This is a genomic window from Qipengyuania sp. 902 (assembly GCF_051195295.1).
Classification (GTDB): domain Bacteria; phylum Pseudomonadota; class Alphaproteobacteria; order Sphingomonadales; family Sphingomonadaceae; genus Qipengyuania.
This window is the reverse complement of sequence record NZ_JBNJLJ010000001.1, coordinates 392,933-416,980: the sequence shown is the minus strand read 5'-3', so window position 1 is coordinate 416,980 and position 24,048 is coordinate 392,933. Positions and strand designations below refer to the sequence as shown.

27 protein-coding genes and 1 tRNA gene are annotated in these 24,048 nt (G+C 63.9%); 11 read left to right on the top strand and 17 right to left on the bottom strand.

The annotated features are described in order from the left end of the window. Nucleotides 1–86 precede the first annotated feature (86 nt). From ACSH0F_RS02020 to ACSH0F_RS02010, 3 genes are all read right to left on the bottom strand, one after another. On the bottom strand, nucleotides 87–1,301 hold the full coding sequence (locus tag ACSH0F_RS02020; RefSeq protein WP_435199409.1) for a GGDEF domain-containing protein: 1,215 nt from the start codon (nucleotides 1,299–1,301) through the stop codon (nucleotides 87–89). 153 nt (nucleotides 1,302–1,454) lie between these two features. Next, nucleotides 1,455–1,697 carry a DUF2171 domain-containing protein gene (locus ACSH0F_RS02015; protein ID WP_435199407.1) on the bottom strand — a complete coding sequence of 81 codons (243 nt, stop codon included), beginning with the start codon at nucleotides 1,695–1,697 and terminating at the stop codon, nucleotides 1,455–1,457. A 219-nt stretch (nucleotides 1,698–1,916) separates the two neighbouring features. Further along, a complete protein-coding gene (locus tag ACSH0F_RS02010) occupies nucleotides 1,917–2,219 on the bottom strand; it encodes a hypothetical protein (RefSeq protein ID WP_435199405.1) in 303 nt (100 codons plus the stop codon). Between the two features lie 209 nt (nucleotides 2,220–2,428). Here ACSH0F_RS02010 and ACSH0F_RS02005 point away from each other — a divergent pair, with 209 nt between their 5' ends. Further along, nucleotides 2,429–3,493 (top strand): ribonucleotide-diphosphate reductase subunit beta, encoded by a 1,065-nt coding sequence (locus ACSH0F_RS02005; protein WP_435199403.1) that lies wholly within the window; start codon nucleotides 2,429–2,431, stop codon nucleotides 3,491–3,493. Nucleotide 3,494: 1 nt separating this feature from the next. Here the strand turns inward: ACSH0F_RS02005 and ACSH0F_RS02000 are convergent, their stop codons facing one another. Together ACSH0F_RS02000 and ACSH0F_RS01995 are read right to left on the bottom strand one after the other, a co-directional pair. Then, complete coding sequence (locus ACSH0F_RS02000) at nucleotides 3,495–4,397, bottom strand: Abi family protein (RefSeq protein ID WP_435199401.1); 903 nt, start codon at nucleotides 4,395–4,397, stop codon at nucleotides 3,495–3,497. A 253-nt stretch (nucleotides 4,398–4,650) separates the two neighbouring features. Continuing rightward, nucleotides 4,651–5,238, bottom strand: coding sequence for a thermonuclease family protein (locus ACSH0F_RS01995; protein WP_435199399.1), 588 nt, complete (start codon nucleotides 5,236–5,238; stop codon nucleotides 4,651–4,653). A gap of 61 nt (nucleotides 5,239–5,299) precedes the next feature. Between ACSH0F_RS01995 and ACSH0F_RS01990 the strand changes: the two genes are divergently transcribed. Beyond that, nucleotides 5,300–5,755: a DUF1294 domain-containing protein gene (locus ACSH0F_RS01990; RefSeq protein ID WP_435199397.1), complete on the top strand. Its 456-nt coding sequence runs from the start codon at nucleotides 5,300–5,302 to the stop codon at nucleotides 5,753–5,755. Between the two features lie 84 nt (nucleotides 5,756–5,839). Next, complete coding sequence (locus ACSH0F_RS01985; protein ID WP_435199395.1) at nucleotides 5,840–6,133, top strand: zf-TFIIB domain-containing protein; 294 nt, start codon at nucleotides 5,840–5,842, stop codon at nucleotides 6,131–6,133. 23 nt (nucleotides 6,134–6,156) lie between these two features. Here the strand turns inward: ACSH0F_RS01985 and ACSH0F_RS01980 are convergent, their stop codons facing one another. From ACSH0F_RS01980 to ACSH0F_RS01960, 5 genes are all read right to left on the bottom strand, one after another. Continuing rightward, nucleotides 6,157–6,585 (bottom strand): MarR family winged helix-turn-helix transcriptional regulator, encoded by a 429-nt coding sequence (locus ACSH0F_RS01980; protein ID WP_435199393.1) that lies wholly within the window; start codon nucleotides 6,583–6,585, stop codon nucleotides 6,157–6,159. After that, complete coding sequence (locus ACSH0F_RS01975; protein ID WP_435199391.1) at nucleotides 6,585–7,244, bottom strand: hypothetical protein; 660 nt, start codon at nucleotides 7,242–7,244, stop codon at nucleotides 6,585–6,587. Before ACSH0F_RS01975 ends, ACSH0F_RS01980 begins: the two co-directional genes overlap by 1 nt. Before the next feature lie 45 nt (nucleotides 7,245–7,289). Next, nucleotides 7,290–7,616: a thermonuclease family protein gene (locus ACSH0F_RS01970; protein WP_435199389.1), complete on the bottom strand. Its 327-nt coding sequence runs from the start codon at nucleotides 7,614–7,616 to the stop codon at nucleotides 7,290–7,292. A 189-nt stretch (nucleotides 7,617–7,805) separates the two neighbouring features. Continuing rightward, the gene (locus ACSH0F_RS01965) at nucleotides 7,806–8,009 is read right to left on the bottom strand and encodes a hypothetical protein (RefSeq protein WP_435199387.1); all 204 of its coding nucleotides are present in this window, start codon (nucleotides 8,007–8,009) and stop codon (nucleotides 7,806–7,808) included. Beyond that, the gene (locus tag ACSH0F_RS01960) at nucleotides 8,006–8,230 is read right to left on the bottom strand and encodes a hypothetical protein (protein WP_435199385.1); all 225 of its coding nucleotides are present in this window, start codon (nucleotides 8,228–8,230) and stop codon (nucleotides 8,006–8,008) included. Before ACSH0F_RS01960 ends, ACSH0F_RS01965 begins: the two co-directional genes overlap by 4 nt. 112 nt (nucleotides 8,231–8,342) lie before the next feature. Between ACSH0F_RS01960 and ACSH0F_RS01955 the strand changes: the two genes are divergently transcribed. From ACSH0F_RS01955 to ACSH0F_RS01930, 6 genes are all read left to right on the top strand, one after another. After that, on the top strand, nucleotides 8,343–8,636 hold the full coding sequence (locus ACSH0F_RS01955; RefSeq protein ID WP_435199383.1) for a hypothetical protein: 294 nt from the start codon (nucleotides 8,343–8,345) through the stop codon (nucleotides 8,634–8,636). Between the two features lie 77 nt (nucleotides 8,637–8,713). Then, entirely contained in the window at nucleotides 8,714–9,619 is a 906-nt protein-coding gene (gene argB, locus ACSH0F_RS01950) for an acetylglutamate kinase (RefSeq protein ID WP_435199381.1), read from the top strand. A gap of 80 nt (nucleotides 9,620–9,699) precedes the next feature. Further along, nucleotides 9,700–9,993 carry a YggT family protein gene (locus tag ACSH0F_RS01945; protein WP_278329263.1) on the top strand — a complete coding sequence of 98 codons (294 nt, stop codon included), beginning with the start codon at nucleotides 9,700–9,702 and terminating at the stop codon, nucleotides 9,991–9,993. After that, on the top strand, nucleotides 9,990–10,889 hold the full coding sequence (gene folD, locus ACSH0F_RS01940) for a bifunctional methylenetetrahydrofolate dehydrogenase/methenyltetrahydrofolate cyclohydrolase FolD (RefSeq protein WP_435199379.1): 900 nt from the start codon (nucleotides 9,990–9,992) through the stop codon (nucleotides 10,887–10,889). Before ACSH0F_RS01945 ends, folD begins: the two co-directional genes overlap by 4 nt. Then, nucleotides 10,886–11,626, top strand: coding sequence for a hypothetical protein (locus ACSH0F_RS01935; protein WP_435199377.1), 741 nt, complete (start codon nucleotides 10,886–10,888; stop codon nucleotides 11,624–11,626). The genes folD and ACSH0F_RS01935 overlap by 4 nt, the downstream gene beginning before the upstream one ends. Then, the gene (locus ACSH0F_RS01930) at nucleotides 11,623–12,246 is read left to right on the top strand and encodes a MarC family protein (protein WP_435199375.1); all 624 of its coding nucleotides are present in this window, start codon (nucleotides 11,623–11,625) and stop codon (nucleotides 12,244–12,246) included. The genes ACSH0F_RS01935 and ACSH0F_RS01930 overlap by 4 nt, the downstream gene beginning before the upstream one ends. A gap of 105 nt (nucleotides 12,247–12,351) precedes the next feature. Here the strand turns inward: ACSH0F_RS01930 and ACSH0F_RS01925 are convergent, their stop codons facing one another. Together ACSH0F_RS01925 and ACSH0F_RS01920 are read right to left on the bottom strand one after the other, a co-directional pair. Further along, entirely contained in the window at nucleotides 12,352–12,969 is a 618-nt protein-coding gene (locus ACSH0F_RS01925; protein ID WP_422785403.1) for an LON peptidase substrate-binding domain-containing protein, read from the bottom strand. Next, nucleotides 12,966–13,880: a tetratricopeptide repeat protein gene (locus ACSH0F_RS01920; protein WP_435200519.1), complete on the bottom strand. Its 915-nt coding sequence runs from the start codon at nucleotides 13,878–13,880 to the stop codon at nucleotides 12,966–12,968. Before ACSH0F_RS01920 ends, ACSH0F_RS01925 begins: the two co-directional genes overlap by 4 nt. A gap of 195 nt (nucleotides 13,881–14,075) precedes the next feature. Between ACSH0F_RS01920 and ACSH0F_RS01915 the strand changes: the two genes are divergently transcribed. Together ACSH0F_RS01915 and ACSH0F_RS01910 are read left to right on the top strand one after the other, a co-directional pair. After that, nucleotides 14,076–14,150, top strand: a tRNA-Gly gene (locus ACSH0F_RS01915). 122 nt (nucleotides 14,151–14,272) lie between these two features. Then, nucleotides 14,273–16,453 (top strand): TonB-dependent receptor, encoded by a 2,181-nt coding sequence (locus ACSH0F_RS01910; protein ID WP_435199372.1) that lies wholly within the window; start codon nucleotides 14,273–14,275, stop codon nucleotides 16,451–16,453. Nucleotides 16,454–16,459: 6 nt separating this feature from the next. On the opposite strand, the gene ACSH0F_RS01905 is transcribed toward ACSH0F_RS01910, so the two are convergent. From ACSH0F_RS01905 to mtnP, 5 genes are all read right to left on the bottom strand, one after another. Continuing rightward, nucleotides 16,460–17,635 carry a saccharopine dehydrogenase family protein gene (locus tag ACSH0F_RS01905; RefSeq protein ID WP_435199371.1) on the bottom strand — a complete coding sequence of 392 codons (1,176 nt, stop codon included), beginning with the start codon at nucleotides 17,633–17,635 and terminating at the stop codon, nucleotides 16,460–16,462. A 99-nt stretch (nucleotides 17,636–17,734) separates the two neighbouring features. After that, the gene (dcd, locus tag ACSH0F_RS01900; protein WP_278329269.1) at nucleotides 17,735–18,289 is read right to left on the bottom strand and encodes a dCTP deaminase; all 555 of its coding nucleotides are present in this window, start codon (nucleotides 18,287–18,289) and stop codon (nucleotides 17,735–17,737) included. Nucleotides 18,290–18,348: 59 nt separating this feature from the next. After that, nucleotides 18,349–21,483 (bottom strand): bifunctional proline dehydrogenase/L-glutamate gamma-semialdehyde dehydrogenase PutA, encoded by a 3,135-nt coding sequence (gene putA / locus ACSH0F_RS01895; protein WP_435199368.1) that lies wholly within the window; start codon nucleotides 21,481–21,483, stop codon nucleotides 18,349–18,351. A 55-nt stretch (nucleotides 21,484–21,538) separates the two neighbouring features. Next, entirely contained in the window at nucleotides 21,539–23,047 is a 1,509-nt protein-coding gene (glpD, locus tag ACSH0F_RS01890; protein WP_435199366.1) for a glycerol-3-phosphate dehydrogenase, read from the bottom strand. Next, complete coding sequence (gene mtnP, locus ACSH0F_RS01885; protein ID WP_435199364.1) at nucleotides 23,044–23,916, bottom strand: S-methyl-5'-thioadenosine phosphorylase; 873 nt, start codon at nucleotides 23,914–23,916, stop codon at nucleotides 23,044–23,046. Before mtnP ends, glpD begins: the two co-directional genes overlap by 4 nt. Between the last annotated feature and the right edge of the window lie 132 nt (nucleotides 23,917–24,048).

Here is a 24,048-nt window from a genome sequence, read left to right as displayed (position 1 = left end):
TCTGGCTGCAAGATCGATGAGGGGGCCCGGCGGTTTCGACCGCTGGGCCCTTGTCGCATGAACGGCCCGGTAGACCGGAAACCCGATTAGCCGACCAGCTCGTCCATCGCGGCATAGGCCACTTCGACCCGGTTCCGCCCGTTCTGCTTGGCGCGGTAGAGCGCCTCGTCTGCCCGTGCGATCAGTTGGCCCATCGACTGGCCACCCCGCCCCCGGGCCATGCCGATGCTGATATTTACCGCGCAAGGCTTTCGCTGACCGGTCTCTATGCTCAGGCTGGCGACGGCCTCGCGCATCTCTTCGGCAATGGCTTCCGCATCGCGCCCGCCCTGTTCGTGTAGGATGGCGATGAACTCCTCACCCCCGAACCGGGCGATATGTCCGCCGTGGTGTTCGATACAGCGCTCCAGTTCGCGCGCGACTTCGACCAGGCAGCTATCGCCGATCTGGTGGCCGAAGCGATCGTTGAAGTGCTTGAAGTGATCGACATCAACCATCAGCAAGGCCGTCGACCCTGCAGACCGGTCGATATACTCGTCCTCGAACACCCGCTCCAGGCTGCGGCGGTTAGGTAGCCCGGTGAGCGGATCGCTCTCGGACAGTTCGCGCAGCATTGCGTTGCTTTGTTCCAGGTCCTCGCGGTCGAAACGCAATTGCAGGCTGAGCAGGAAGCTGCGCGATTCCATGTGCCAGTTGCGTATCGCCAGGAGCAACCCTCCGATTCCTGCTATGGCCCCGGCGGCGAAATGATGGATGAGCAGTTCGGGAGGGATCGGTTCGGGAAAGAAAGCTGCGAGGCTGCTTGCGAGGAAGAACACCAGAGCCACGCGCAACTTGTGCGCGATCGACATCGGCAGCACGAACAAGGCGGCCAGCATGGTGACCACGATCGCCATGCTGTAGCGCGCGATATCGGCGGGCGTGCCGTGGGCCGCGACCCACATGGCGACTGCGCCGAAGATCGACAGGGCAACGGTCGTGGCGATATTCGCAATGGCGACCCGGCCGCTCCGCGCGGCCCACAATCCAACGACCGTCAACGGACCGATCGTACCCACCCTGACGGCAAGCGCCGTCCATGCGAGATCGCGAACGATCAGCCAGTCGGTGAGGAAGGCCACGATAGCGAGACCGAAGCCGAGCTTGAGGACGAAGGCGAGCTCGACCAGCATCTGCGCCTTGCGATCCGCAAACCATTGCTTGCGCAACGGCTGCGGCCACTCGCCCAGCAGCACCGGCTGCGCCAGCGCGGCGGTGACCATCGGACGCAGGGCCGGATCGAGGACGGATTTCTCACCCATTGCGCCCGGTCATGCCAGCACCGAATTAATTCGGTACTCGGAAAGCTGGTAATGAATTTCCTAACGCCGCGTTCAGCACAATAGGAAACCCCGCCAGCCCAAAGGACCGGCGGGGTTCTGGCGATCCACGATAGATCGCGGTAAGATTTTGAATCAGGCGTTCATGGTCGCCTTGTTGCCGAGACCTTCGGGAATGCGTGCGCTTTCCTTCAGGTAGATGCGATTGTCATCGATCTTCTCGACATCTTCGAGCGAGAGGAAGTGGTGCATGCTGTCCGAACTGTCCGACTTGGTCAGCTTGATCTTGTCATCCTGAACGCCATCGACAGTGCCGACATGCTGGCCTTCCGAATTGGCGACTTCCATATGTTCCTTGATACGTAGCATCTCAAACATGGTATTCCTTTGTTTCGAATGGGTTATGCCTAAATAACGGGTATCTAGACGCGCCGTTCCTCGGCTCGTCGGCGCTGCGGCACGGCTCATTGATCAACGTGTTGAGCAGGCAAAAAAGTAGCGCCCCGCCTCTGGTGGAGGCGGAGCGCCGGGGGTGCGGAACATGTCCCGCAAAAGGGGAAACCGGGCCATGCCCGCACTTCCCGAAATTGATTACGCTTAACTGCCGTTCAGCGGCCGATTGGCGTCGGCGCGGGCGCGCTCTGCCTCGTTGTCCGAGGTTTCGCCCGGCTGAGCCGCGTCGTAGACGTCGGAGTTCAGCGAGTTCTCGAGATCGCCTTCGGCTTCCGCCTGTTCGCTCGTGCCGTTTTCGTTGCGCGCATTGCCATAGCCCATCTGGGCCTCGTCATCGTTCGTCGGCGCTTGATTCTTGCGCGATGCGTCCTTGGCTTCCTTATCCTGCCATTCGCCATCGGCATTGTTATGGACGGTGCGTTGGTCGTCGGGGGCGTACTCACCCATGGGATATCTCCTTCACCGACCCAACGGACGCGGCCCCCGCACCGTTCCGCCACTCGTCGCACGCCGGCGCGGTTCGTCGCATTCGCCACGGCTCGGGACTTATCCCCGCACGCTCCCATCTTATCCCCGCCGAATCATCCCCTCTTGCCTTCGAATCCCGCCTGTGATTCCCTATATGAGTCGTTCACGCGGAACCCGGAGATCACAAGATGTCGTTGCTCGAAGCCCGAAAGACCTACAAGCCCTTCGAATATCCGTGGGCCTACGACTTCTGGAAACGCCAGCAGCAGATCCACTGGATGCCCGAGGAAGTGCCCCTGGGCGAGGATTGCCGCGACTGGGCGCAGAAGATCACCGAGCACGAGCGCAATTTGCTCACCCAGATCTTCCGCTTCTTCACCCAGGCCGATGTCGAGGTGCAGGATTGCTATCACGACAAGTACGGCCGCGTGTTCAAGCCGACCGAGGTGAAGATGATGCTCACCGCCTTCTCCAACATGGAGACGGTGCATATCGCGGCCTACAGCCATTTGCTCGATACGATCGGCATGCCCGAAAGCGAATATTCCGCCTTCCTCGAATATGAGGAAATGAAGGACAAGCACGATTACCTGCAGGTCTTCGGCGTCGACACGGACGAGGATATCGCCCGCACGCTGGCGGCGTTCGGCGGCTTTACCGAGGGCATGCAGCTGTTCGCCAGCTTCGCCATGCTGATGAACTTCCCGCGTTTCAACAAGATGAAGGGCATGGGGCAGATCGTCAGCTGGTCGGTCCGCGACGAGAGCCTGCATTGCGAAGGCATCATCCGCCTGTTCCACGAATTCGTGCGCGAGCGCGATTGCTACACCAAGGCGGTGAAGGAAGACATCATCGATATCTGCCAGAAGTCGGTGCGGCTGGAAGACAACTTCATCGACCTCGCCTTCGAAATGGGCCCGGTCAGCGGGATGACGCCGAAGGAAATCAAGAAGTACATCCGCTACATCGCGGACTGGCGGCTGGGCCAGCTCGGCCTCCAGCCGATCTACATGGTGGACGACCACCCGCTGCCCTGGCTCGCCCCGCTGCTCAACGGCGTGGAGCACGCCAACTTCTTCGAACAGCGCGCGACCGAATATTCCAAGGGCGCGACCAAGGGCGACTGGAACACCGTGTGGTCCAGCTTCGACAAGCGCAACAAGGCCAAGGCCGCGAACGAGGAAGAGGCCGCCGGCGAAGACGGCCCGGGCCTGTTCGGCGACGAGGCCGTCGGGAGCGTGGCGGCGGAGTGAGTTAAGCTTGGCCTAGTTTTCTACGAAGCACTGTTGGAAGCCACTGCCAAGCTTGCTTCGTTGCTAATTGGGCCTGCCAAATCGGCCGTTCGCGCCAATCATGCGGAAAGCCCATAGCAGCTTGCTGAGAGGGAGATCGCGTTTCAACCAAAGCGCGGACCCGCTGTGGGAAGGTAGTGTCAGGACTTTGATGCTTAAGCGTGCGAGCGAGGATGACTAGCACGTTGTAGATAGAATTACGGGGTTGATGCTGGCTACCTGAGCGATCGATATCCATGTCGCTCCGCATCTGGCGTATGTTTGGCGCTCTTTTGACCGTCTTCCTGTTCCACAACCTACTGTGGTGTGCACAGATGTTACGGACATAGGACAGGAGCTGGAGTGTTCCTTCTAATACTTCCTTATTTGGCAGACCAAGATCTTTGGCTAGAACATCCTTCATTCGATTGTCTGCGGTGGCTTTGACCCAAAATGATAGCTCACCCAGCGTCATTAATTCAGTGACGTGCCATAATGATGGAACAAAGGGGTCAGAGTATTTCTTCAGGTAATGTTCGACGAAAACCTCACTGCTATCTTCTGCGGTTTTGGCGATCTTGGCAAACATTCGCGCATGTTCGAAACCGTCGTGAAAGTTTCGCGCATTTGCGTGGGCGTGGCTCCCATGGGCAAGCGATAGGAGGTTAGTCCACCGAGCACGGACCGCAATCTCAAAACGGTCAACGGCCTCAATGACCAGAAGCCGTAACTTCCGATCGAAAACATAGATGTCAACGATATCTGAGAACGGAGTGTTTGGGGGAAACTGCTTTGACCTCGTTTGGCCCATCTTGGGGGGAAGTTCGAGGGGCAGCCAGTACGCGCTCAGTCGATAATACCCTACGGTGCGCAGCCATCGCCGCATTAGATCCTCATCGCCAATTATTCCTCAGTTTCGCAACAGGGAAATTTGATCGGCGATGGTTGTAGGTGCGTGATTATATTGCAAAAAGAAAAGCCCCCTTAGTTTCCCAAGGAGGCTTCTCTTAAGTAACCCCCCGGTTCTGGGCAAGCTTTCGCTCTAGGCCTGGGGGTGTTGTTGCAAGCGATGTATGGCGCAGATTCCTACAAGTCAACCACATGGTAAGTTTGCCGATAAGCTATTAGCAACTTTCAGCTCAACACCACCCCCCTCTCCATCCGCCCCAATAGCCCCGCGCGCCGCCTTCGGTGCGCATGAAGTCCGCCAGCCGGTCCTCGCTGCCGTCGGGGCGGATGCGGGTGAGGGTGCGCAGGGCCCGGCCGTAGCGGTCGGTGGGATTGTCCAGCCGGGCGGTCATTTCGAAGGGGCCGCGATTGAGCCAGCCTTGCAGGGCGACGGTCGAGGCTTCGGCCTGCGCCGCCTCCGCCGGGCACTGGGCATCCCGCTCCGCCGTGTCGATGCCGACCACGCGCACGCTGGTCTGCCCCATCTTGAACGTGTCGCCGTCGATCACGCAGTAATAGCCGCGGCCCGACCCGCAGCGGGTGAAGCGCCCCTCGATCACCTGCGGCTCGCTCGACAGGAAGCCGGGCGCAGGCACCACACCGGGCAGGGCGAATATGTAGGACAGCGTCGCCAGCACGATCAGCAGCACTAACGGCCGCACCGCCACCCACGCATCCATCCATCCCGACCGCCGCCGCCGCTTGAACCGCGCAGGCCGCACCTCGCGAGCCTTGCGCGGCCTGCGCCGTTTCGGATCGAAGCGGAGAAGCTTTCCCATGGCGCAAAGCGATAGCGAAGGTAGCACGCTTTGCTAACCACTCGGCATTAGTCTCGCCGCAATGCTCGAATACGCCGTCTATTACCTGATCGCGATCAACTTCCTCGCCTTTGCCGCCTTCGGCTGGGACAAGGCGCAGGCGGAAAGCGGCGGCTGGCGGGTGCGCGAGTCCACCCTCGTATCCTTCGCATTCTTCGGCGGCCTGCCCGGTGCGCTGGCCGGGCGCGCGCTGTTCCGCCACAAGACGCGCAAGAAGTCTTTCACCGACAGCCTCTATGGGGCTGCCTTTGCAAGCTGCGCATTGCTGGAATTGGGTTGGTACGTCGTAAGCAGTGCCCCGGAGCCGCTCACGCCCGAACAGCAGGCCCACCGCGAAGCGGTCATGGCCAGCGCCTACTACCCCGGCTGCGACCAGGTTCGCGCGGCCTGGAGGGCTCCGCTACGCTATGGCGAACCTGGCTATCGCAGCGACATGGACGGCGGCGGCGACGGGGTCGCCTGCGAGCCGCATTACTGAGCGGGCAGCCGCTTTTCCACATCTGGCCAGTTGATCGCCGGCTTACGACTCCCATCTCGGGATCATAAGCAGGAGAGATCACCGATGCGTACCGAAAGCGAAGTCGCTGCCATGCAATGCCCCGTTTGCCGCGTTCCGCTGGCCATGAGCGACCGGCAGGGGATCGAGATCGACTATTGCCCGCAATGCCGGGGCGTATGGCTCGACCGGGGCGAACTCGACAAGATCATCGAACGCAGCGTGCCGCAGGCCGCGCCCCAGCAGCGCCCCGCGCCGAACTATGCCCAGCACGGCGGCCAGCGCCATTCGGGCTATGGTCACGGCTATGGCAAGCCGCACAAGCGTAAGAAGAGCTTCTTCGAGGAACTGTTCGACTAGGTCACCTGACCTTTCCGGAGGCCTCACCGCTCTCTGTCAGGCGGGGGCATCCGGCTTTCCAGTTTGCCTTCGGCTTCCTCCATCTTGCGAAGAGCCACGGCGCAATGCTGCAAGCCCTTTGCCGTAAGGATCAGGTTGATGCGCCGCTTGTCCGATGTGTCGCTAGACCGGTAGACGAAGCCGTCCGCCTCGAGCCTTGCAATGCTTCTGAGAGCGGTTGTGGTCGAGACGATCGATCCATGTGCTGCGTCGGAGATGCTCAGAACCTTGTTCCGCGCGAAACTGGTGAACACATCGAGCAGGATTTCCCACGGCCCTTCATCGAAATATCCTCTCGGGAAGACGGACACCCGTGCATCGCGCCGGGCAAGCACCCTCTCAGCCAGATGCAACAGCGCGAACAGGGCATCGTCCGCAAATTCGTTGGATTCTTCTATTGGCAAATCGACCATCACCACCCCCAGGCGGGCGGCGGCGGGGTGACCGGCGTGCTCGCGTCGATCTCGACACGGAAAAGACGGGAGGGACCGTTCGCGCGCGTCAGCTGGTAGGCGAAGCGCGCGTCAGGATCGCTCGCCGGGTCGACCTCCATCCGCCAGACATTGGTGAGCGAGGCGTCCAGCCCCTCGCGCCGGAACAGCGCGATGCTTTCCGCATCGACCGGAAAGTCCTGCCCGCGCGCAGTGCCGCTGCCGAGTTCCGTCGTCCCGCCGTAGAAGGTCACCGCATCGGGCTCGCCATCCTCGTGGCGGTGGTCGTGCTTGAGGGTCAAGCGCGTGGTCGTGGCTTGCGCGGCGTTGGCGATCGTCTCGCGAGTCACGATCCATGTGCGGCTGCGATTCCAGACAGGCTGTTCCATTGCCGTTTCCATATCGCTTTCGACATGGAAGGCGATGGCCACGCGGTCTTCGCTGCACTCGGCCCAATGGGCGATCATGCGCTTGCCCGCCCAGTCGGCATCGCGCACATTGTCGCTGGCAAGGCCGCCCTCATAGGCGTTTCCGCAATGGCTCGACAGTGCCTGCCAGAACCGGCCCTGCGGCGTTTCGCGCGAGCCGGTGGTGGCGCAGGCGGCGAGGAGGAGGGCGGCGAGGGGAGCGAGATGTCTCATAGCGACGGTTGCTAGCAGACCGCGCGCCGTCCGGCCCATATTTTTCTACACGGCTTCTTCGCACCAGTCGCGCCGCTTGCTGCCCCAGGGCCGGGCGAGCCCGTCGCGCACCAGTATGGCGCCCAGACTCTCGCCATCGCGGGTCACGACGCGCAGCTTGCGGCCGAAGCGATCCTCATCGCGCCCGTCTGCTGCGGCTGTCAGCGAGAAGGCACTTCGATTGAGCAGCGCCCGCATCCGCTGCGTGGCGAGCGCGCCAAGCCGGGCTTCGCGCGGGCAGCGAGGGCGGGAAACTTCGGACGTGTCGATATCGGCGATGCGGATCTTGGTACCGTCGAGCCAGATCGTGTCGCCATCGACTACGCAAGTCACCCGTGGCGAAGTGCAAAGCGGGAACTGTGCGGCGATCGTGCGGCTTGGTCAGCCGCCAGCGGTGCCGGGGCGGGGTGGGCGAGGCAGGCAAGGGCGAGCGGCATGACAGGGCGAAGCATCGCTCGCCTGTTCCGCGGATCGCTGCGCTCCCTCTATCCGCAAGACTACGTAATGCGGCGCTGCGCGTGCCTAAAACAGCAGCGTTTCGGGATCGGGCATCGGCTCGCGCCGCTGGGCCTTCAGCAGGCTCATGACGCTGCGGACACCGAACCAGATGGCGATCAGGGGAAACAGCAGAAAGCCGATCAGCACAACACTGAGCAGGGCTGCCACCAGGCTGGCAACGAAGCCGAACCAGAAGGTACGGATCAGGTAGGTGTAATGGCTCGTCATCCACGGTTCGTGCGTCTCGCCCTTCCACACATGCGCGAGACGATGCCGACAAGGCCGGTGATACCGGTGAGGAAGCTGGCGAGATAGAGCAGGCTCACGATGGTCGGGCGATTGGCATCGAAGCCATTGCCGCTCGCCGGTCTCCGCTCGCGCTGGCTGGCCGGCACGCCGTCGCCGAACTTGACACTTCCCCGGTCTTGCTGGGTCTTCCCTTCGTCCATCGATCGCCCTCCCTGCTCGGACAGACTACCGCCCCCTTCGGCCATTGCAAGGCTGGCTCCGGAACGTCGGCGCGGGTTCGCTCATTGGTATGCAAACAGTGGAGACCCGAGAATGACCGATCCCGTTCCCGATACCAAGCCGCACACCCGCTGGATGTGGGTGGGCATCATCGTCCTGCTGGCCGTGGCGGCGGTCATCATGTTCCTCAATCCCGATGGCGACGAGACGGTCGAGACGATCCCCGACGCGGCGATAACGACGCAGGAAGAGCGGCTGAACCAGCCCATTCGCGAGGATGCGGACGTGTCGGGCGTGACGATGGAAGGCGAAGATCCGATGCTGGGTGACGAGGTCATCGTGGCCGAGGGCGACGAGCCTGCTGCAGAAGCGCCTGCCACCGAGTAACGCGAGCCCACGCAAACGGGCTTCCCCCTGTAGCCGCGCCCCGCTAGGGCACGGCTGCATTCAGGAGGCTCCCCATCATGGCCGGTGACACTGCGGCAGGCCGCGACATCTACGCAAAAGCGGAAACGCTGATAGAGGCGCTGCCCTATTTCCAGCGCTATGCGGGGCGCAGCTTCGTGGTGAAATACGGCGGCAACGCCATGGGCGACGAGCGCGCCGCGCGCGAGTTTGCCGAGGACGTCGTGCTGCTGAAGGCCGTCGGGATCAACCCGGTGGTCGTCCACGGCGGCGGCCCGCAAATCGGCGCGATGCTAGAGAAGCTCGGCGTCGAGACGACCTTCGTCGACGGGCTTCGCGTGACCGACAAGCAGACGGCTGACGTCGCCGAAATGGTGCTGTCGGGCGCGATCAACAAGGCAATCGTCGGCTCCATCGCGCGCGCCGGCGGTAAGGCGATCGGCATCAGCGGCAAGGATGGCGGGCTCGTAACTGCGAAGAAGCTGGCGCGGACGGTCAAGGATCCTGACAGCAATATCGAGAAAGCGCTCGACCTCGGCTTCGTCGGCGAACCCGCAAAAGTCGATACCACGGTGCTGGAAACCGCGACGGCGGCGGGCATGATCCCGGTCGTCGCGCCGATCGGCGTGGGCGAGGACGGACATACCTATAACATCAATGCGGACACCATGGCGGGCGCGTTGGCGGCGGCCCTCGGCGCGGCGCGCTTGCTGCTGCTGACCGACGTGACCGGCGTGCTCGACAAGCAAGGCAATCTCCTGACCGACCTGACCCCTGCCGATATCGCCCGTCTGCGCGACGACGGCACGATCAGCGGCGGGATGATCCCGAAGCTGGAGACCTGCGTGAGCGCGGTGGAGGCGGGCTGCGAAGCGGCCGTCGTCCTCGACGGGCGGGTGCCGCATGCCATGCTGCTCGAATTCTTCACCGCGCGCGGTGCAGGTACTCTAGTCAGCGCGGGCTAGACGCCATACAAGGCTTGGCGCAGGGTGCGTCAGGCGTGTAGGACACCGGCCATTGGCCGCCACAAGGGAAGAAGGGTTCGATGCAGGCTCTGCTCACCATTTACAACATCATCTCCATGCTCGCGAGCGCGCTGATAATGCTGGTCATCATCCAGTTCATCATCGGCCTGCTGTTCGCCTTCAACGTGGTCGGGCGTAACGAATTCCTCATGAGCTTCTACGACGCCATTAACCGGCTGCTCGACCCGCTCTTCCGGCCGATCCGGCGCTTCATGCCGAACACCGGGACGATCGACTTCTCGCCGCTGGTGCTGATCCTGCTGGTCAATGTGGTGCTGATCGTGCTCGACGGCATCATCCGGGGCATGGCGTGAGCGAAGCGCAGGTCATCGATGGCAAGGCCTTCGCTGCCAAGCTGCGCGAGCGTGTGGGTGAGCAGGCGGCGAAGTTCGAGGCCGCAAGCGGGCGCAAGGCCGGCCTCGCCGTAGTGCTGGTGGGGGAGGATCCGGCCAGCCAGGTCTATGTCCGCTCCAAACACAAGGCGACCGTGGCAGCGGGTATGGAAAGCTTCGAGCATCGCTTGCCTGCGGATACCAGCGAAGCGGACCTGCTGGCGCTGGTCGAGCAGCTTAACGTCGATCCGGCGGTGGACGGCATCCTCGTGCAACTCCCGCTGCCGGACCATCTCGACGAGCAGGCGGTGATCGCCGCGATCAGTCCGGACAAGGATGTCGACGGCTTCCACGTGACCAATGCGGGCCGGTTGGCGGTTGGCCAGAGCGGCTTCGTGCCCTGCACTCCGCTCGGCTGCATGATGCTGTTGACCGACCGGCTCGGCGATCTGTCGGGGCTGGAAGCGGTGGTGATCGGCCGCTCGAACATCGTCGGCAAGCCGATGGCGCAGCTGCTGCTCGACGCCAATGCCACGGTGACCATCGCGCATAGCCGCACGAAGGACCTGCCGGGCGTGGTCAAGCGCGCCGACATCGTGGTCGCTGCGGTCGGGCGCGCGGAAATGGTCAAGGCGGAATGGCTCAAGGACGGCGCGACCGTGATCGACGTCGGCATCAATCGCCTCCCGCCTGCCGAGGGCGCGGATAAAGGCCGGCTGGTCGGTGATGTCGATTATGCCGGCGCGCAAGGCGTCGCAGGCGCAATCACTCCGGTGCCGGGCGGTGTCGGACCGATGACTATCGCCGTCCTGCTCCGCAACACGGTGGTCGCGGCGTTTCGCAACGAGGGGCTGGACCTACCCGAGGGCACGATATGAGACTTGCCGTGCTCGCCATCGCACTGGCGCTGGCGGGGTGCACCAGTCGATCCTATTCGGACGATGAGTACCAGCGGCTTATGCGCTCGGCGCCGGGGGCCGCCCAGCCGAGTCGGATCGTCGCGCGCGAAAGCGAGATGCTGCGGGCTGTGCAAGACGAGGGGCGGTTTTCTGCTTCGCTGGAATTTGCCGGATCGGGCGCGAAGGTGCTTTCGGCATCCGGCGAGCGCTTGGCAGCCGAGTATGTGCCCGGCCTCGACGACAGCGAAAGGGTCGCCGCCTGGTCGCCCGGTTTGGTCTGGATGAGTTGCGATGGTGACTTTGCGGTCAGCCAGGGCCGCTTTCAAAATGCAGCCGGCGATGTCGGCAGCTATCTGACCGCATGGCAGCGCGCTCGCGACGGAGACTATGAGTGGCTGCACAACGCAGCGGCGCTCGACGATCCCCAGCCGCCGCGTGAAGCGAACTCCGCCGTGTCCGATCCGAATGCGATCGTGGTCGAAGGGCTGGAGTCCATCGATGGCAATGTGAGCGATTGCACCGCGCCGACGAGCGCTGCGCCGCCCGTGGCCGAGAATTTGGCAACGACGAACTCGCCGGACGGCACGCTCTCATGGCGATGGGGCTATTCCGGCTCTGCGCGCATCTTCCGTCTCTACGCCCTCACCGGAGGCGAATGGTCGCTGGTCCTTGACGAACGCTGGCCCTCCGATTTGCGAGCAACCGCCACACAATGACCGCTCTCTTCCTCTCCGCCTTCATCACGCTGTTCGTGGTGATCGATCCGCCGGGCTGTGCGCCGATCTATGCCGGGCTGACCAAGGGCGCGACCTCTGCGCAGCGCCGCAACATGGCGATCCGCGCCTGCGTGATTGCGGCGGTCATCCTGCTGGTCTTCGCGCTGTTCGGCGAACAATTGCTCGGCGCGCTGCATATCGAACTCGACAGCTTCCGCATCGCGGGCGGGTTGATGCTGTTCTGGATCGCTTTCGAGATGGTGTTCGAAAAGCGGACACAGCGGCGCGAGGATCGCGCGCAAAAAGTCGCGGCCACGCCCGAGGTCGAGGATGTTTCGGTCTTCCCGATGGCGATTCCGATGCTTGCAGGCCCCGGCGCAATCGCCGCCATCATGCTGCTGATGAACGAGGCGCAGGGGCTGGAAGGCACGCTGACCGTGCTCGGTGCACTTGGCGCAGTGCTGATCATAACCATGCTCGCCCTGATCGCCGCCGGGCCGCTGATGCGCCTGTTCGGCGACAAGGTGGAGGCCGCCGTTACCCGTGTGCTAGGCGTGCTCTTGGCCGCGCTCGCCGCGCAATATGTGATCGACGGACTGCGCGGAAGCTTCGGGCTCTAAATAAGGCCCCGAGCCGGAAGGCGAGGCAAGGGCGACCGCGCGCCCGCAGCGGGTGCAGCTTGCTGCACGTCTAGCGAGGACCGACCGGCGGATGCCGGTTGGCAATTATTGCAATGTCACAATCTCGTCGCCGTCGTCGCGCAGCGCGAAAAACTGCATCAGCTGGATCATCAGCTCGCACCGCTGCGACAGGTTCGGGGCCTCGAGCAGCGCCTGCTTGCTGGCCGCATCGAAGGGTATGATCTGCGCGACGCCGTTGATCAGCGTCTCGTCGTCGAGCCGCTGGACCGAATCCCAGTCGACCGAATAGCCCTGCAGATCGGCGAAGCGGCGAGCCTCGAACTCGAAGCTGCCGCGCTCCACGCTGGAGAGGAATTCGTTCTCCGGGTCGTCGAGGATTTCCGCCTCGACCTGGCGGAAAGAGGTGGTGACCTCTAGCTCTTTCAGCACGCGGAAACGCGCTTCGCCGTCGAGCACGATGTTGTAGCGCCCGTCCTCGAGCGCCTCGACATCGGCGATCCGGCCGACACACCCGATGTCGTAGAGCGGCGCGCGATCGGCAGAGCGTTGCGGCTGGATCATGCCGATCAGCCGATCCTTGGCAAGCGCGCTTCCGACCAGATCGCGATAACGCGGCTCGAAGATATGCAGGGGAAGCTGCAGGCCCGGAAACAGGATCGCGCCGGGCAGAGGGAAGATGGATAGCCGCTTCGTCATCGTCATCCGAAAAGCAGCTTCGAGAGCCGCCTGCGCGTTGCGACCACCCACGGGTCTTCCAGCCCGACCGCTTCGAAGATCTGCAGCAGCTTGGCCTTGGCCGCGCCGTCGGTCCATTCGCGATCGGTCTTGAACATGGCAAGCAGCTCGTTGGCAGCCGCATCGCGATCACCGGCGGCGAAGGCGGCCTCGGCATAGTCGTAGCGCGCTTGCATGTCGCCGCCTTCGGCCTTGGCTTTCAATTCGGCGAGTTCACCATCGTCGACCTTGTTGCCGGCAAGCTCGAGCGCGCTTTTCGCCTGCTCGATCTGCGGGTCCGACGCGACAGCCGGATTGGTCTCGGCGGCCTGCAGCGCAGCCTGCGCGGTCTCCACTTGTCCGGCCTGCACGAGTGCGCGCACAAGCCCCGCATGCGCTGCCGCATTGTCGGGCGCCATTTGCACGACCTGCCCGAAAATGCCCGCCGCGCGCTCCGCATCGCCTTCTGCCAGCACCTGCTCGGCCATTTCGACGAATTGCATGACGTCCTGCTGCTGCGGCTGGCCGCCGTCGGCATCGCCGGCCTGCACGGGAATCTGCGCAAGGATCTGGTCGAGCGTCTGCTTCAGCTGCGACTCGGTGCGGGCATTGGTCAGGTCGGCGACCGGCTGTCCCTGGAACATCGCATAGACGGTCGGGATCGACTGGACCTGGAACTGCGCGGCAATGAACTGTTCCTTGTCGACATCGATCTTACGCAGCTCCACGCCCTTGTCGGCATATTCCGTCGCCACCTTCTCGAGCAGCGGGGCGAGCGCCTTACACGGGCCACACCATTCGGCGAAGAAATCGAGAATGATCAGCTTCGACATCGAGGGTTCGACGATGTCCTGCTTGAAGCGGTCGACCGCCTTCTGCTCGTCGATGCTCAGACCCATGCTTGCCACGTTATACCACCTGTTTGCGTTATCCGGAGTGCGCCTTATGTGGGCATTCGCGCGCCAATGTGAAGGAGCAGGGGCCAAGCGACAAGCCTGTCGCAAATTCTGCGTTTTTTGGGCTTGCGGGACTCATGACCCGCTGCTAGTTGGCCACCTCCCCACCGGGCCATGCGGTTCGGCGAGCGTCAGTGAGCGGGCGTAGCTCAGGGGTAGAGCACAACCTTGCCAAGGTTGGGGTCGGGCGTTCGAATCGCCTCGCCCGCTCCATTTTGCTCCAGCGACTAAGTTCGATGCGACGACCGATGCGGTTCGTCGTGTGGTGGCGTGCATTCGTCCAGACCTGCCGGTTTCGGGTTGCAACGTGAAATGCAGACGCTATTGGGCCGGTTATGTTGTATCATCATCACCGCATCGCTCTCCTTCTGTCGTCCGTCGCATTCGTCGGGACCACGCCCGCAATCGCACAAACGGCGGGCCAGCCTCCCGAGACCGAAGCGGCCGATCCGGACCGGACAGACGACGTGCACGACCGTCGCCGCGATACGCAGAACGTCATTATCGTCAGCGCGCAGGGGCTGCGCCAGTTCGATCTGCTCGCCGGGACGAGCGTGGTCGAGGACGTTGAACTCCAGCGCAATCTCGACGGTCAGCTGGGCGAAGTTCTCGCCTATCTTCCCGGCGTGTCCGCAACCGGCTTCTCACCCGGTGCCTCGCGTCCGGTCCTGCGCGGCTTCTCCGGAGAGCGAGTGAAAGTGCTGGTCGACGGGGTCGGCGCGATCGACGTATCCAATACGTCCGACGACCACGCGGTATCGATCGATCCCTTGAACGCCGAGAGCATCGAAGTGCTGCGCGGCCCGGCCGTGCTGCTGTTCGGCAGCCAGGCGATCGGCGGCGCAGTCAATGTTATCGACAAGCGCATCCCGCGCCGCGTTCCCGACGAGCCGGTCCATGTCGATGCGCTCGTTCGTGCGGACACGGCGACCGACTTGCGCGAAGCGGGCGCGTCGGTCGATGTACCCTTCGGTCAGACCGGCCTCGTCGCACACTTCGGCGGTAGCTGGCGCGAGACCGGCGACCTGGAAATTCCCGGCTTCTCGGTCGCACCGGCCCTTCGCGCCGAATTGCTCGAGGAAGCTGCCGAGGAAGAAACCGAAGGCGAGTTCGAGGAGGCGGACGAGCTGCGCGAAGCCGCCGATCAGCGCGGGTTCGTGCCCAACACCGCAAGCGAGACCTGGTCTGCGAACGTCGGCCTCGCCTTCATCGATGGCGATAGCACGCTGGGCGCATCCTTCGGCATCTACGACACCGCCTATGGCATTCCCGGTCGCCCCGGCGCCGGTCACCATCATGGCGAGGAAGAGGGCGGCGAAGAAGAGGAAGGCGAGGAAGAGGGCGAAGAACGCGTCAGCATCGGCCTGCGCCAGTATCGCGCCGACCTGCTGGCAGATCTCGCCCTGGGAGACGGTTTCTTCGAGCGCATGAAGCTGCGCGTCGGCTATTCCGATTACACCCATACCGAATTCGAAGGCGACGAGGTCGGCACGGTGTTCGATGTCGGCGGGGTCGAAGCGCGGCTGGAAATCGTCCAGAACACGCAAGGCCGCTGGCGCGGATCGATGGGCGCGCAATATTACGCCCGCGATTTCGATGCCGAGGGGGTGGAGGCCTATGTCGCGCCCAACCGGGCCGAGCAATATGCGCTGTTCGCGCTGCAGGAATACGGCAATGGACCGCTGCAACTGGAAGGCTCGGCGCGCTTCGAGACGACATCGGTAGACTCGGTCCCGCTCGGCATCGAGCGCAATTTCGATACACTCTCGGGTGCGGTCGGTCTGGCTTACGACGGCCCCGAAGCGTTCCGCGCGGGCGTCAACGTCTCTCGCGTCGCCCGCGCCCCGAGTGCGGAAGAGCTCTTCTCCAACGGTCCGCATATTGCGACGCAGGCATTCGAAATCGGCGACCCCGACCTCGTCACCGAACGGGCATGGGGCGGCGAAATCTATGCGCGTGGCCGGCTGGGCCGCGCCGAATTCAGCGTGGCGGCTTACCGGAGCTGGTTCGACAACTACATCTACCTGTCCGAAACCGGCTTCGAGGAAGACGATCTGCCGGTGTTCGAATATCTCCAGCAGGATGCGACCTACACCGGCGTCGAGGCCGAGCTGGCCTACACCTTCTTCGACAATGGCGACTGGAGCTTCGGCACCGAGCTGACCGCGGAATATGTCCGTGCCAAGCTGGACGATGGCAGCAACGTCCCGCGTATCCCGCCGCTCGGCCTGTCGGGCGCGCTGGAAGCGTCGAGCGAAGCCATTGACGTGCGTGCCGAAGTCGAATGGTACGACGGGCAGGACGATGTCGCAGCCTTCGAGACGCCGACCGACGGCTACACCTTCGTCAACGCCTCGGTCGCCTGGCGTCCGTTGCGGGCGACCCCGGCGGTGTCGCTGCTTCTGCAGGCAGACAATATCTTCGACGTGACCGGTCGCCGCCACACCAGCTTCACGAAGGACTTCGTGCCGCTGGCGGGGCGTAACATTACCGCAAGCGTGCGGCTTAGTTTTTAAGCGAGGTCAGTCCTCGACGGCGAAGGTGAGTTCGGCATGGTCGCGCAGCCGCTCGACCAGTTTCTCGCCGAGGAAATAGCCCGGGGTGCCCACGCCGCCTTCGCCGTCGATTTCGAGTAAGGCCATGCCGGTTTCGGCCAGCATCCGGCTGGTCGAGCCGTAGCCGGGGTCGTACTTGCCCTTCACGCCGTAGTGCAGCGTCTGGCCGTCCGGCATCTCGGCCACGAACAGTAGGTCGTAAAAGCCGTTTTCGCGCTCTTCGGGAGTCGGTCCCTCACCGGGCTTGGGCGGTTTGGCGCCGAAGGGGTTCTTCATCATGTCGGCTGCCGCCTTGGCCGCCGCTTTGCCCGCGTCGCCGGGGCTGGTGAGGACCATCTCGTCGTAGCGGAAATCGGTGCCCCAGGGATGGCCGAGCAGGAAGTTGGTGCGGTGGACGTTCTTGGTGTTGATCGGGGCCATGACGAAGGGCGCGGCCCATTTGCCGAGACTCTGTTCGTAACGCGGGATCATGCCGTTGGGCTGGTCGGGCCCTTCGAAACCCGGCGTCAGGCCGAAACTGCTGGTGAGGATCGGGACGAGCTTGGGGTTCTTCGCCACCGCCTTCATCGTCTCGGTGAGGCTGGCGACAGTCCCGCCCGACGCGCTGCCGGCCATCCCGCGCACGCGCCCTTTCACGCGCGGTGCGGCGGAGCCGAACCGCTTCTCGGCCTCCTTCTGCGCCATCAGCACGCCGAGATCGAAGGGGATGGAGTCGAAGCCGGACGAAAAGCAAATGCGCGCGCCGCTGGCCTTGGCGGCCTCCATGTGCTCGTCGATCTTCTGCCGCATCCAGACCGGCTCGCCGCACAGGTCGGCATAGTCGGTGCCGGCCTTGACGCAGGCCGCGACAAGCTCGTCGCCGTAGAGCTGGTAGGGGCCGACGGTCGTCAGCACGACCTTGGTGCGGTTGCACATCGCCTCGAGTCTGGCCGGATCGGACGCATCGGCGACGATCATCGGCGTGGTCGAAGGGGCGCCGATCTCGTCGCGCACCGCCGTCAGCTTGTCTTCGCTGCGGCCCGCCATCGCCCATTTGGGGCTATCGTCGCGGGTGCCGTATTCGCGAAAGAAATGCTCGGCGACGAGGCGCCCGGTGTAACCGGTTGCGCCATAGACCACGATGTCGAATTCCCTGTCGGCCATGTTTCTCTCCCATCGTCCCAGCGAAAGCTGGGATCGCTTTCGATTTGGCTGGAGCGGATTGAAGAGCGATGCCAGCTTTCGCTGGCATGACGCAAGGGGCTAGAGCCGCGGTAGGGTGACTCCGCGCTGGCCCATATATTTGCCGGCCCGGTCGGAATATGTGACTTCGGGCCGCTCATTGCCCTGCAGGAACAGGAACTGGCACGCGCCTTCATTGGCGTAGATTTTTGCGGGCAGCGGTGTGGTGTTGGAAAATTCCAGCGTCACATGGCCTTCCCAGCCCGGTTCCAGCGGGGTGACGTTCACGATAATCCCGCACCGCGCATAAGTGCTCTTGCCGAGGCAGATGACCAGCACGTCCTCCGGGATGCGGAAATATTCGACAGTGCGCGCCAGCGCGAAGCTGTTGGGCGGGATCACACAGACGTCGGTATCGCGATCGACGAAGCTGTTGCTGGCGAAATCCTTGGGATCGACGACCGCGCTGTCGACATTGGTGAAGATCTTGAATTCGGGCGCGACCCGCGCGTCGTAGCCGAAGCTCGACAGCCCGTAGGAAATGCACCCCTCGCGTCGCTGCGCCTCCACGAAGGGCTCGATCATGCCCTCGTTCGTCGCCTTGTCGCGGATCCACTTGTCGGAAAGAATCGCCATGCCGCGACGATTCCCGAGCCGCGCCTTCACGGCAAGCGGCCCGGGAATTTTATCCGCTTCTAGCTGGCCAGCAGCGTCGCGTTTCCGCCTGCCGCGGTTGTGTCGATGCAGACCACGCGCTCGGTCGCGAAGCGGGCGACATAGTGCGGTCCGCCGGCCTTGGGTCCGGTGCCGGACAGGCCTTCGCCGCCGAAGGGCTGGCTTTCGACCACCGCACCGATCTGGTTGCGGTTGACGTAGAAATTGCCGACCTTCGCGCGGCTTTCGACGAAGGCGCGCGTGTCGTCGTTGCGGCTGTGGAGGCCAAGCGTCAGGCCGTATCCGGTCGCATTGATGTCTTCCACCACGCGGCCGAGATCGCTCGCCTTGTAGCGCACGACATGGAGGATCGGGCCGAAGTTCTCGCGCTTCAGGTCGAGGATCGAATCGAGCTCGATGATGGTCGGCGCGACGAAGCAACCAGCGGCTGCCCCGCGATGGAGGCGGCGGCGCCAGACGTTGCTGCTGCCCTTCTTGCGGCGCGCGACGTGGCGTTCGAGCGAGCTTTTCGCGTCGGGATCGATGACCGGGCCGATGTCGGTGGCGAGGTGTTCGGGATTGCCGATGTGCAGCGCTTCGAATGCGCCGCGGATCATGGTCAGCATCTCGTCGTAGACGTCCTCCTGGATATGGAGGACACGCAGGGCCGAGCAGCGCTGGCCCGCGCTCTGGAACGCGCTGGCGACGACATCGCGCGTCACCTGTTCGGGCAGCGCGGTGGAATCGACGATCATCGCGTTCTGCCCGCCGGTCTCGGCGATCAGCGTGGCGATCGGCCCGTCGCGCGCGGCGAGGCTGCGATTGATCGCCTGCGCGGTCTGGGTCGAGCCGGTGAAGGCGACACCGGCGATGCGCGGATCGGAGGTGATAAGCTCTCCGACTTCGCCTGCGCCCGGCAGCAGCTGGAAGGCTTCCTCGGGAATGCCGGCCTCGTGGCACAGACGCACGGCGAGCGCCGCAATCAACGGAGTCTGCTCGGCGGGTTTGGCCACCACCGTATTGCCCGCAGCCAGTGCGGCGGCGGGGGTGCCGATGAAGATCGCCAGCGGGAAGTTCCACGGGCTGATGCATGCGAAGACGCCGCGACCGTTCAGGGTCAGGCGGTTTTCCTCACCCGTCGGGCCGGGCAGCGGCATGGGCCCGCTGAACTGGCGGCGCGCCTCGTTTGCATAGAAGCGCAGGAAGTCGACCGCCTCGCGCAGCTCCAGCACGGCATCGAGCAGTGTCTTGCCCGCCTCGCGCTGGCAGAGTGAGAGAAACTCGTCGGTATGCTCCTCGAACAGGTCGGCTGCGGCTTCCAGCAGCAGCGCGCGCTTTTCGCCACCGAGCGCGTTCCAGCCCGGCTGGATATCCTCGGCGCGCGTGATTGCTTCCTCGACCTCGAAGTCTAATGCGTCGCGGCGCGTGCCGACTTCGGCGGAAAGATCGTGCGGCTTGTTGATCGGGGCGATTTCACCCTCCGCACCCGAGCAGAAGGTCGGCTCCGCGCGCCAGTGCTTGCGGTCGAGCTCGGCCAGACGGCCCAGCAGGGGTTCGAGCACCAGCGGGTCCGACAGATCGATGCCCGCCGAATTCTTCCGGTCCGGGAAGATGTCTTCCGGCAGCGGGATCGTCGGGTTGCGATAGGGGTCGAGCGCGGACAGCTCGGCGACCGGATCGGTAGCCAGATCTGCCGCCGGAACGCCGGCATCCGCCATGCGATTGACGAAGCTGCTATTCGCCCCGTTCTCAAGCAGGCGGCGGACGAGATAGGCGAGCAGGTCCTTATGCGTGCCGGTGGGCGCATAGATGCGCACATTGGTCCGCCGGTTGCCCTCCATCTGCGCAAGCGCGCCATAGACTTCCTCGCCCATGCCGTGCAGCCGCTGGAATTCGAAGGTTTTCCCCTCTCCCATCGCCTTGATGGAGCCGATCGTATAGGCATTGTGCGTCGCAAATGCAGGATAGATCGCATCGTTTGCGGCGAGCAATTTGCCCGCGCAGGCAAGGAAGCTGACGTCGGTCGCGATCTTGCGGGTGAAGACCGGGAAGTCGCTTAGCCCGCCGACATGGGCGAGCTTGATTTCCGTGTCCCAATAGGCGCCTTTGACGAGGCGCACGAAGAATTTGCGATCGTGCTTGCGAGCAAGGCGCGCGACCCATTCGCACAGCGGTACGCCGCGCTTCTGATAGGCCTGGATCGCCATGCCGAAGCCTTCCCAGCGGGTGCCGTCGGCGCGGGTGAACAGGCTGTCGTCGCGTGCCAGCGCTTCGATGATGTCCATCGACATCTCTAGCCGGTCGGCTTCCTCGGCATCGATGGTGAAATGGATATTCGCATCGCGCGCCATTTCCGCCAGGTCGCGCACGATCGGCAGGAGGTCGGCGATGGCGAGATCGGCATGCATGAAGGTGTATTTCGGATGCAGCGCCGACAGCTTGACCGAGATTCCGGGCGAAGTCGCGAGATTGCCGGTGGACTCGCGCGCCAAGCGCTCGATGGCCTTCTGGTAGTTGACCCGATATCGCTCGGCATCGGCATAGGTCATGGCCGCCTCGCCCAGCATGTCGAAACTGTGCGTGAGGCCGCGGGCGCGTTCCGGCGCGGCGCGCTTCAGCGATTCCTGGATCGTCCGGCCATAGACGAACTGGCCGCCGAGGATGCGCATGGCCTGCAAGGTGGCCTTGCGGATCACCGGCTCGCCGAGGCGATTGACCGCACCCTTGAGTGTGCGGCGCATGCCCTTCTGCGCTTCTTCCGGGCGCTCCAGCACTTCGCCCGTCAGCATCAGCGAGAAGGTGGCGGCGTTGACGAAGGTGGAAGAGCTTTCGCCCATGTGCTCCGCCCAGTCGATATCGCCGATCTTGTCGCGGATCAGCGCGTCGGCGGTGGCCGCATCGGGCACGCGCAGCAGCGCTTCGGCAAGGCACATCAGCGCCACGCCTTCTTCTGTCGCCAGACCGTATTGATGGAGGAAAGCATCGATGCCCGAGGCCTTGCGCTTGCGCGCATCCTCGATCAGCCGGATCGCAATGCCCGCAGCCTCGTCATGCAGTTTGGATGCCCGCGACGCTTCGGCGAGACGCTGAGCGACGCAGGCGTTCTCTTCGGCGCGATAGGCGACGCGCACATCGTTGCGGGAAATAGACTTGGGGGCTGGATCTTTCAGGGCCATTCGACTCGCTTATGGTCAGAGGAAGCGCCCCACTTGGACCTGCAACCTCCTGCTTTCAAGCGAAGTCGGCGGTTTGCGTAGCGTTGGCGGCCATCCACTCGCCCACCCGTGCCTGCGCATCGGCGGGCAGGTGCAGCCCCAGCTTGCTGCGCCGCCAGAGCACGTCTTCGGCGGTGCGCGCAAATTCGTGGCGCACGAGGTAGCGGAGCTCCGCCTCGTAAAGATTTGCGCCGAGGCATTGCCCCAGGTCGTCGAGGCTTTCGGCGCCTTGCAGGATTTGCGCCAGACGTGTCCCATAGGCGCGGGCCAGTCGCAGCAGCATCTCCGGCGGCACGAACGGGTAGTGCTCGCTCGATTGCCAGAGGAAGCGAGCGAAATCGCCGTCCTCGAACTCCCCGCCCGGCAGCGATGCAGTCGCAGTCCACGGCTCGCCGGGAACGGTCATCGCTTCGCCCAGCTTCTCCAGCGCATGCTCGGCCAGCTTGCGGAATGTGGTGATCTTGCCGCCGTAGATCGACAGGATCGGTGCACCGCCGTCGGCCTCCAGCTCGAAGACATAATCGCGCGTGACCGTGCTGTTGCTGGCCGCATTGTCCTCGTAGAGCGGGCGCACGCCGGAATAGGTGGAGACGATCTCCTCGCGCGCCACCTGGCTGACGAAATAGCGCGAGGCGGCCTCGCAGAGATAATCGATTTCCTCAGCCGCAATGCGGACCTCGTCGAGATCGCCTTCGTAGAGCAGATCGGTGGTGCCGATCAGCGTGAAATCCCGCTCGTAGGGGATGGCGAAAACGATCCGGCCATCTGGCTGCTGGAAGATATAGGCATGCTCGTCCGGGAAGCGCCGCGAGAGGACGATGTGGCTGCCCTTGACCAGCCGCAGGTGCGAAGGTGTGCTGCTGCCGAGCGCGGCCTCCGCGAGCCGGTCCACGAAAGGTCCCGCCGCATTCACGACGGCTCGCGCCTCTATCTCGCGGTCCCCTCCCGGTGCCTGCAATGTCGCCCGCCAGCCGTCCGCCGATCGCGCCAGCGCGGTGCATTCGGTGCGGGTCAGCACGGTCGCGCCGCGTGCCTCGGCGTCCATCGCAGCGAGCAGGACGAGGCGGGAATCCTCGACCCAGCAGTCGGAATATTCGAAGCCTTTCTTCAGGCGATCCTGCAGCACGCCGCGGTGCGGCGGCACGGTCAGGTCGACCGCCTTGCTTCGCGGCAAGCTCATCCGCCCGCCGATATGATCGTAGAGGAACAGGCCGGCGCGCAGCATCCAGCGCGGGCGCATGCTCGGTTCGTGCGGCATCACGAAGCGCAGCGGCCAGATGATATGCGGCGCGGCCCGCAGCAGCACTTCCCGCTCACGCAGGGATTCCGCCACCAGCCGGAATTCGTACATTTCTAGGTATCGCAGGCCGCCATGAACCAGCTTCGTGCTAGCCGAAGAAGTATGCGAGGCGAGATCGTCTTTCTCGACCAGCAGCACGCGCATGCCGCGTCCCGCCGCATCGCGCGCGATGCCCGCGCCATTGATGCCGCCGCCGACGACCAGCAGGTCGTAAGCTTGGCTCATCCCCTGCCCAGCAGGCGGCCTGCCACCGCATCCAGCTTGGCGACCAGCGCCTTGTCGTGTTTGTCCGGGGCCGTAATCACCGCGTCGGCGAGCGCCTGGTCGATCGGCGAGGGATTGCGCTTTTTCGGCAGGCCTTTGCAGAAAATCTCGACCGCCTTGCGCGCGATGGCCGCATTGGCATTCATCTGCTTGACGATCTCCGCGACATCGACGCTTTCCGCATCGTCACGCCAGCTGTCGTAATCGGTGACCATGGCAAGCAGGGCGTAGGGCAGCTCCGCTTCCCGCGCGAGTTTCGCTTCGGGCATGCCCGTCATGCCGATAACCTCGGCGCCCCAATGCCGGTAGAGCTTGCTCTCCGCGCGGCTGGAGAACTGCGGGCCCTCCATAGCCAAGTAAGTCGCTCCCTCGCTGCAGCCGCCGCCTGCTTTCTCGACCGCCTTGAGCGCGTGTTTCGACAGGCGCGGGCAGACCGGTTCGGCCATGCTGACGTGGGTCACGAAACCGTCGCCGTAGAAGCTCGACGGGCGGCCCTTGGTGTTGTCGATGAACTGGTCGACGGTCACGAAGCGGCCGGGCGGCAGCTCTTCGGACAGCGAACCGACCGCGCTGATCGCGAGAATGTCGGTGCAGCCCGCCCGCTTGAGCGCATCGATATTGGCGCGCGCGTTGATGCTCGATGGCGCGATGCGGTGGCCGCGCCCGTGCCGGGGCAGGAAGCGCACGCGAACATGGCCGATCGTGCCGCACAGTATTTCGTCCGACGGCTCGCCCCAGGGCGACTTGACCGAAATCCACTGCGCATCCTCGAGCGCATCCATCGCATAGAGCCCGGAGCCGCCGATAATTCCGATGGTCCAGTCGCTCATGCCCGTCGTTCCATTGCTTGCATCATGCGCGCATCGGTGAAGCTTCGTACCCGCGCTGTCCAGCCCCTTGCGGACCTTGCTGCAACCAGTGCGCGCCGCATGCGTATTCATGGACAACGGGGGCGCGCCCGC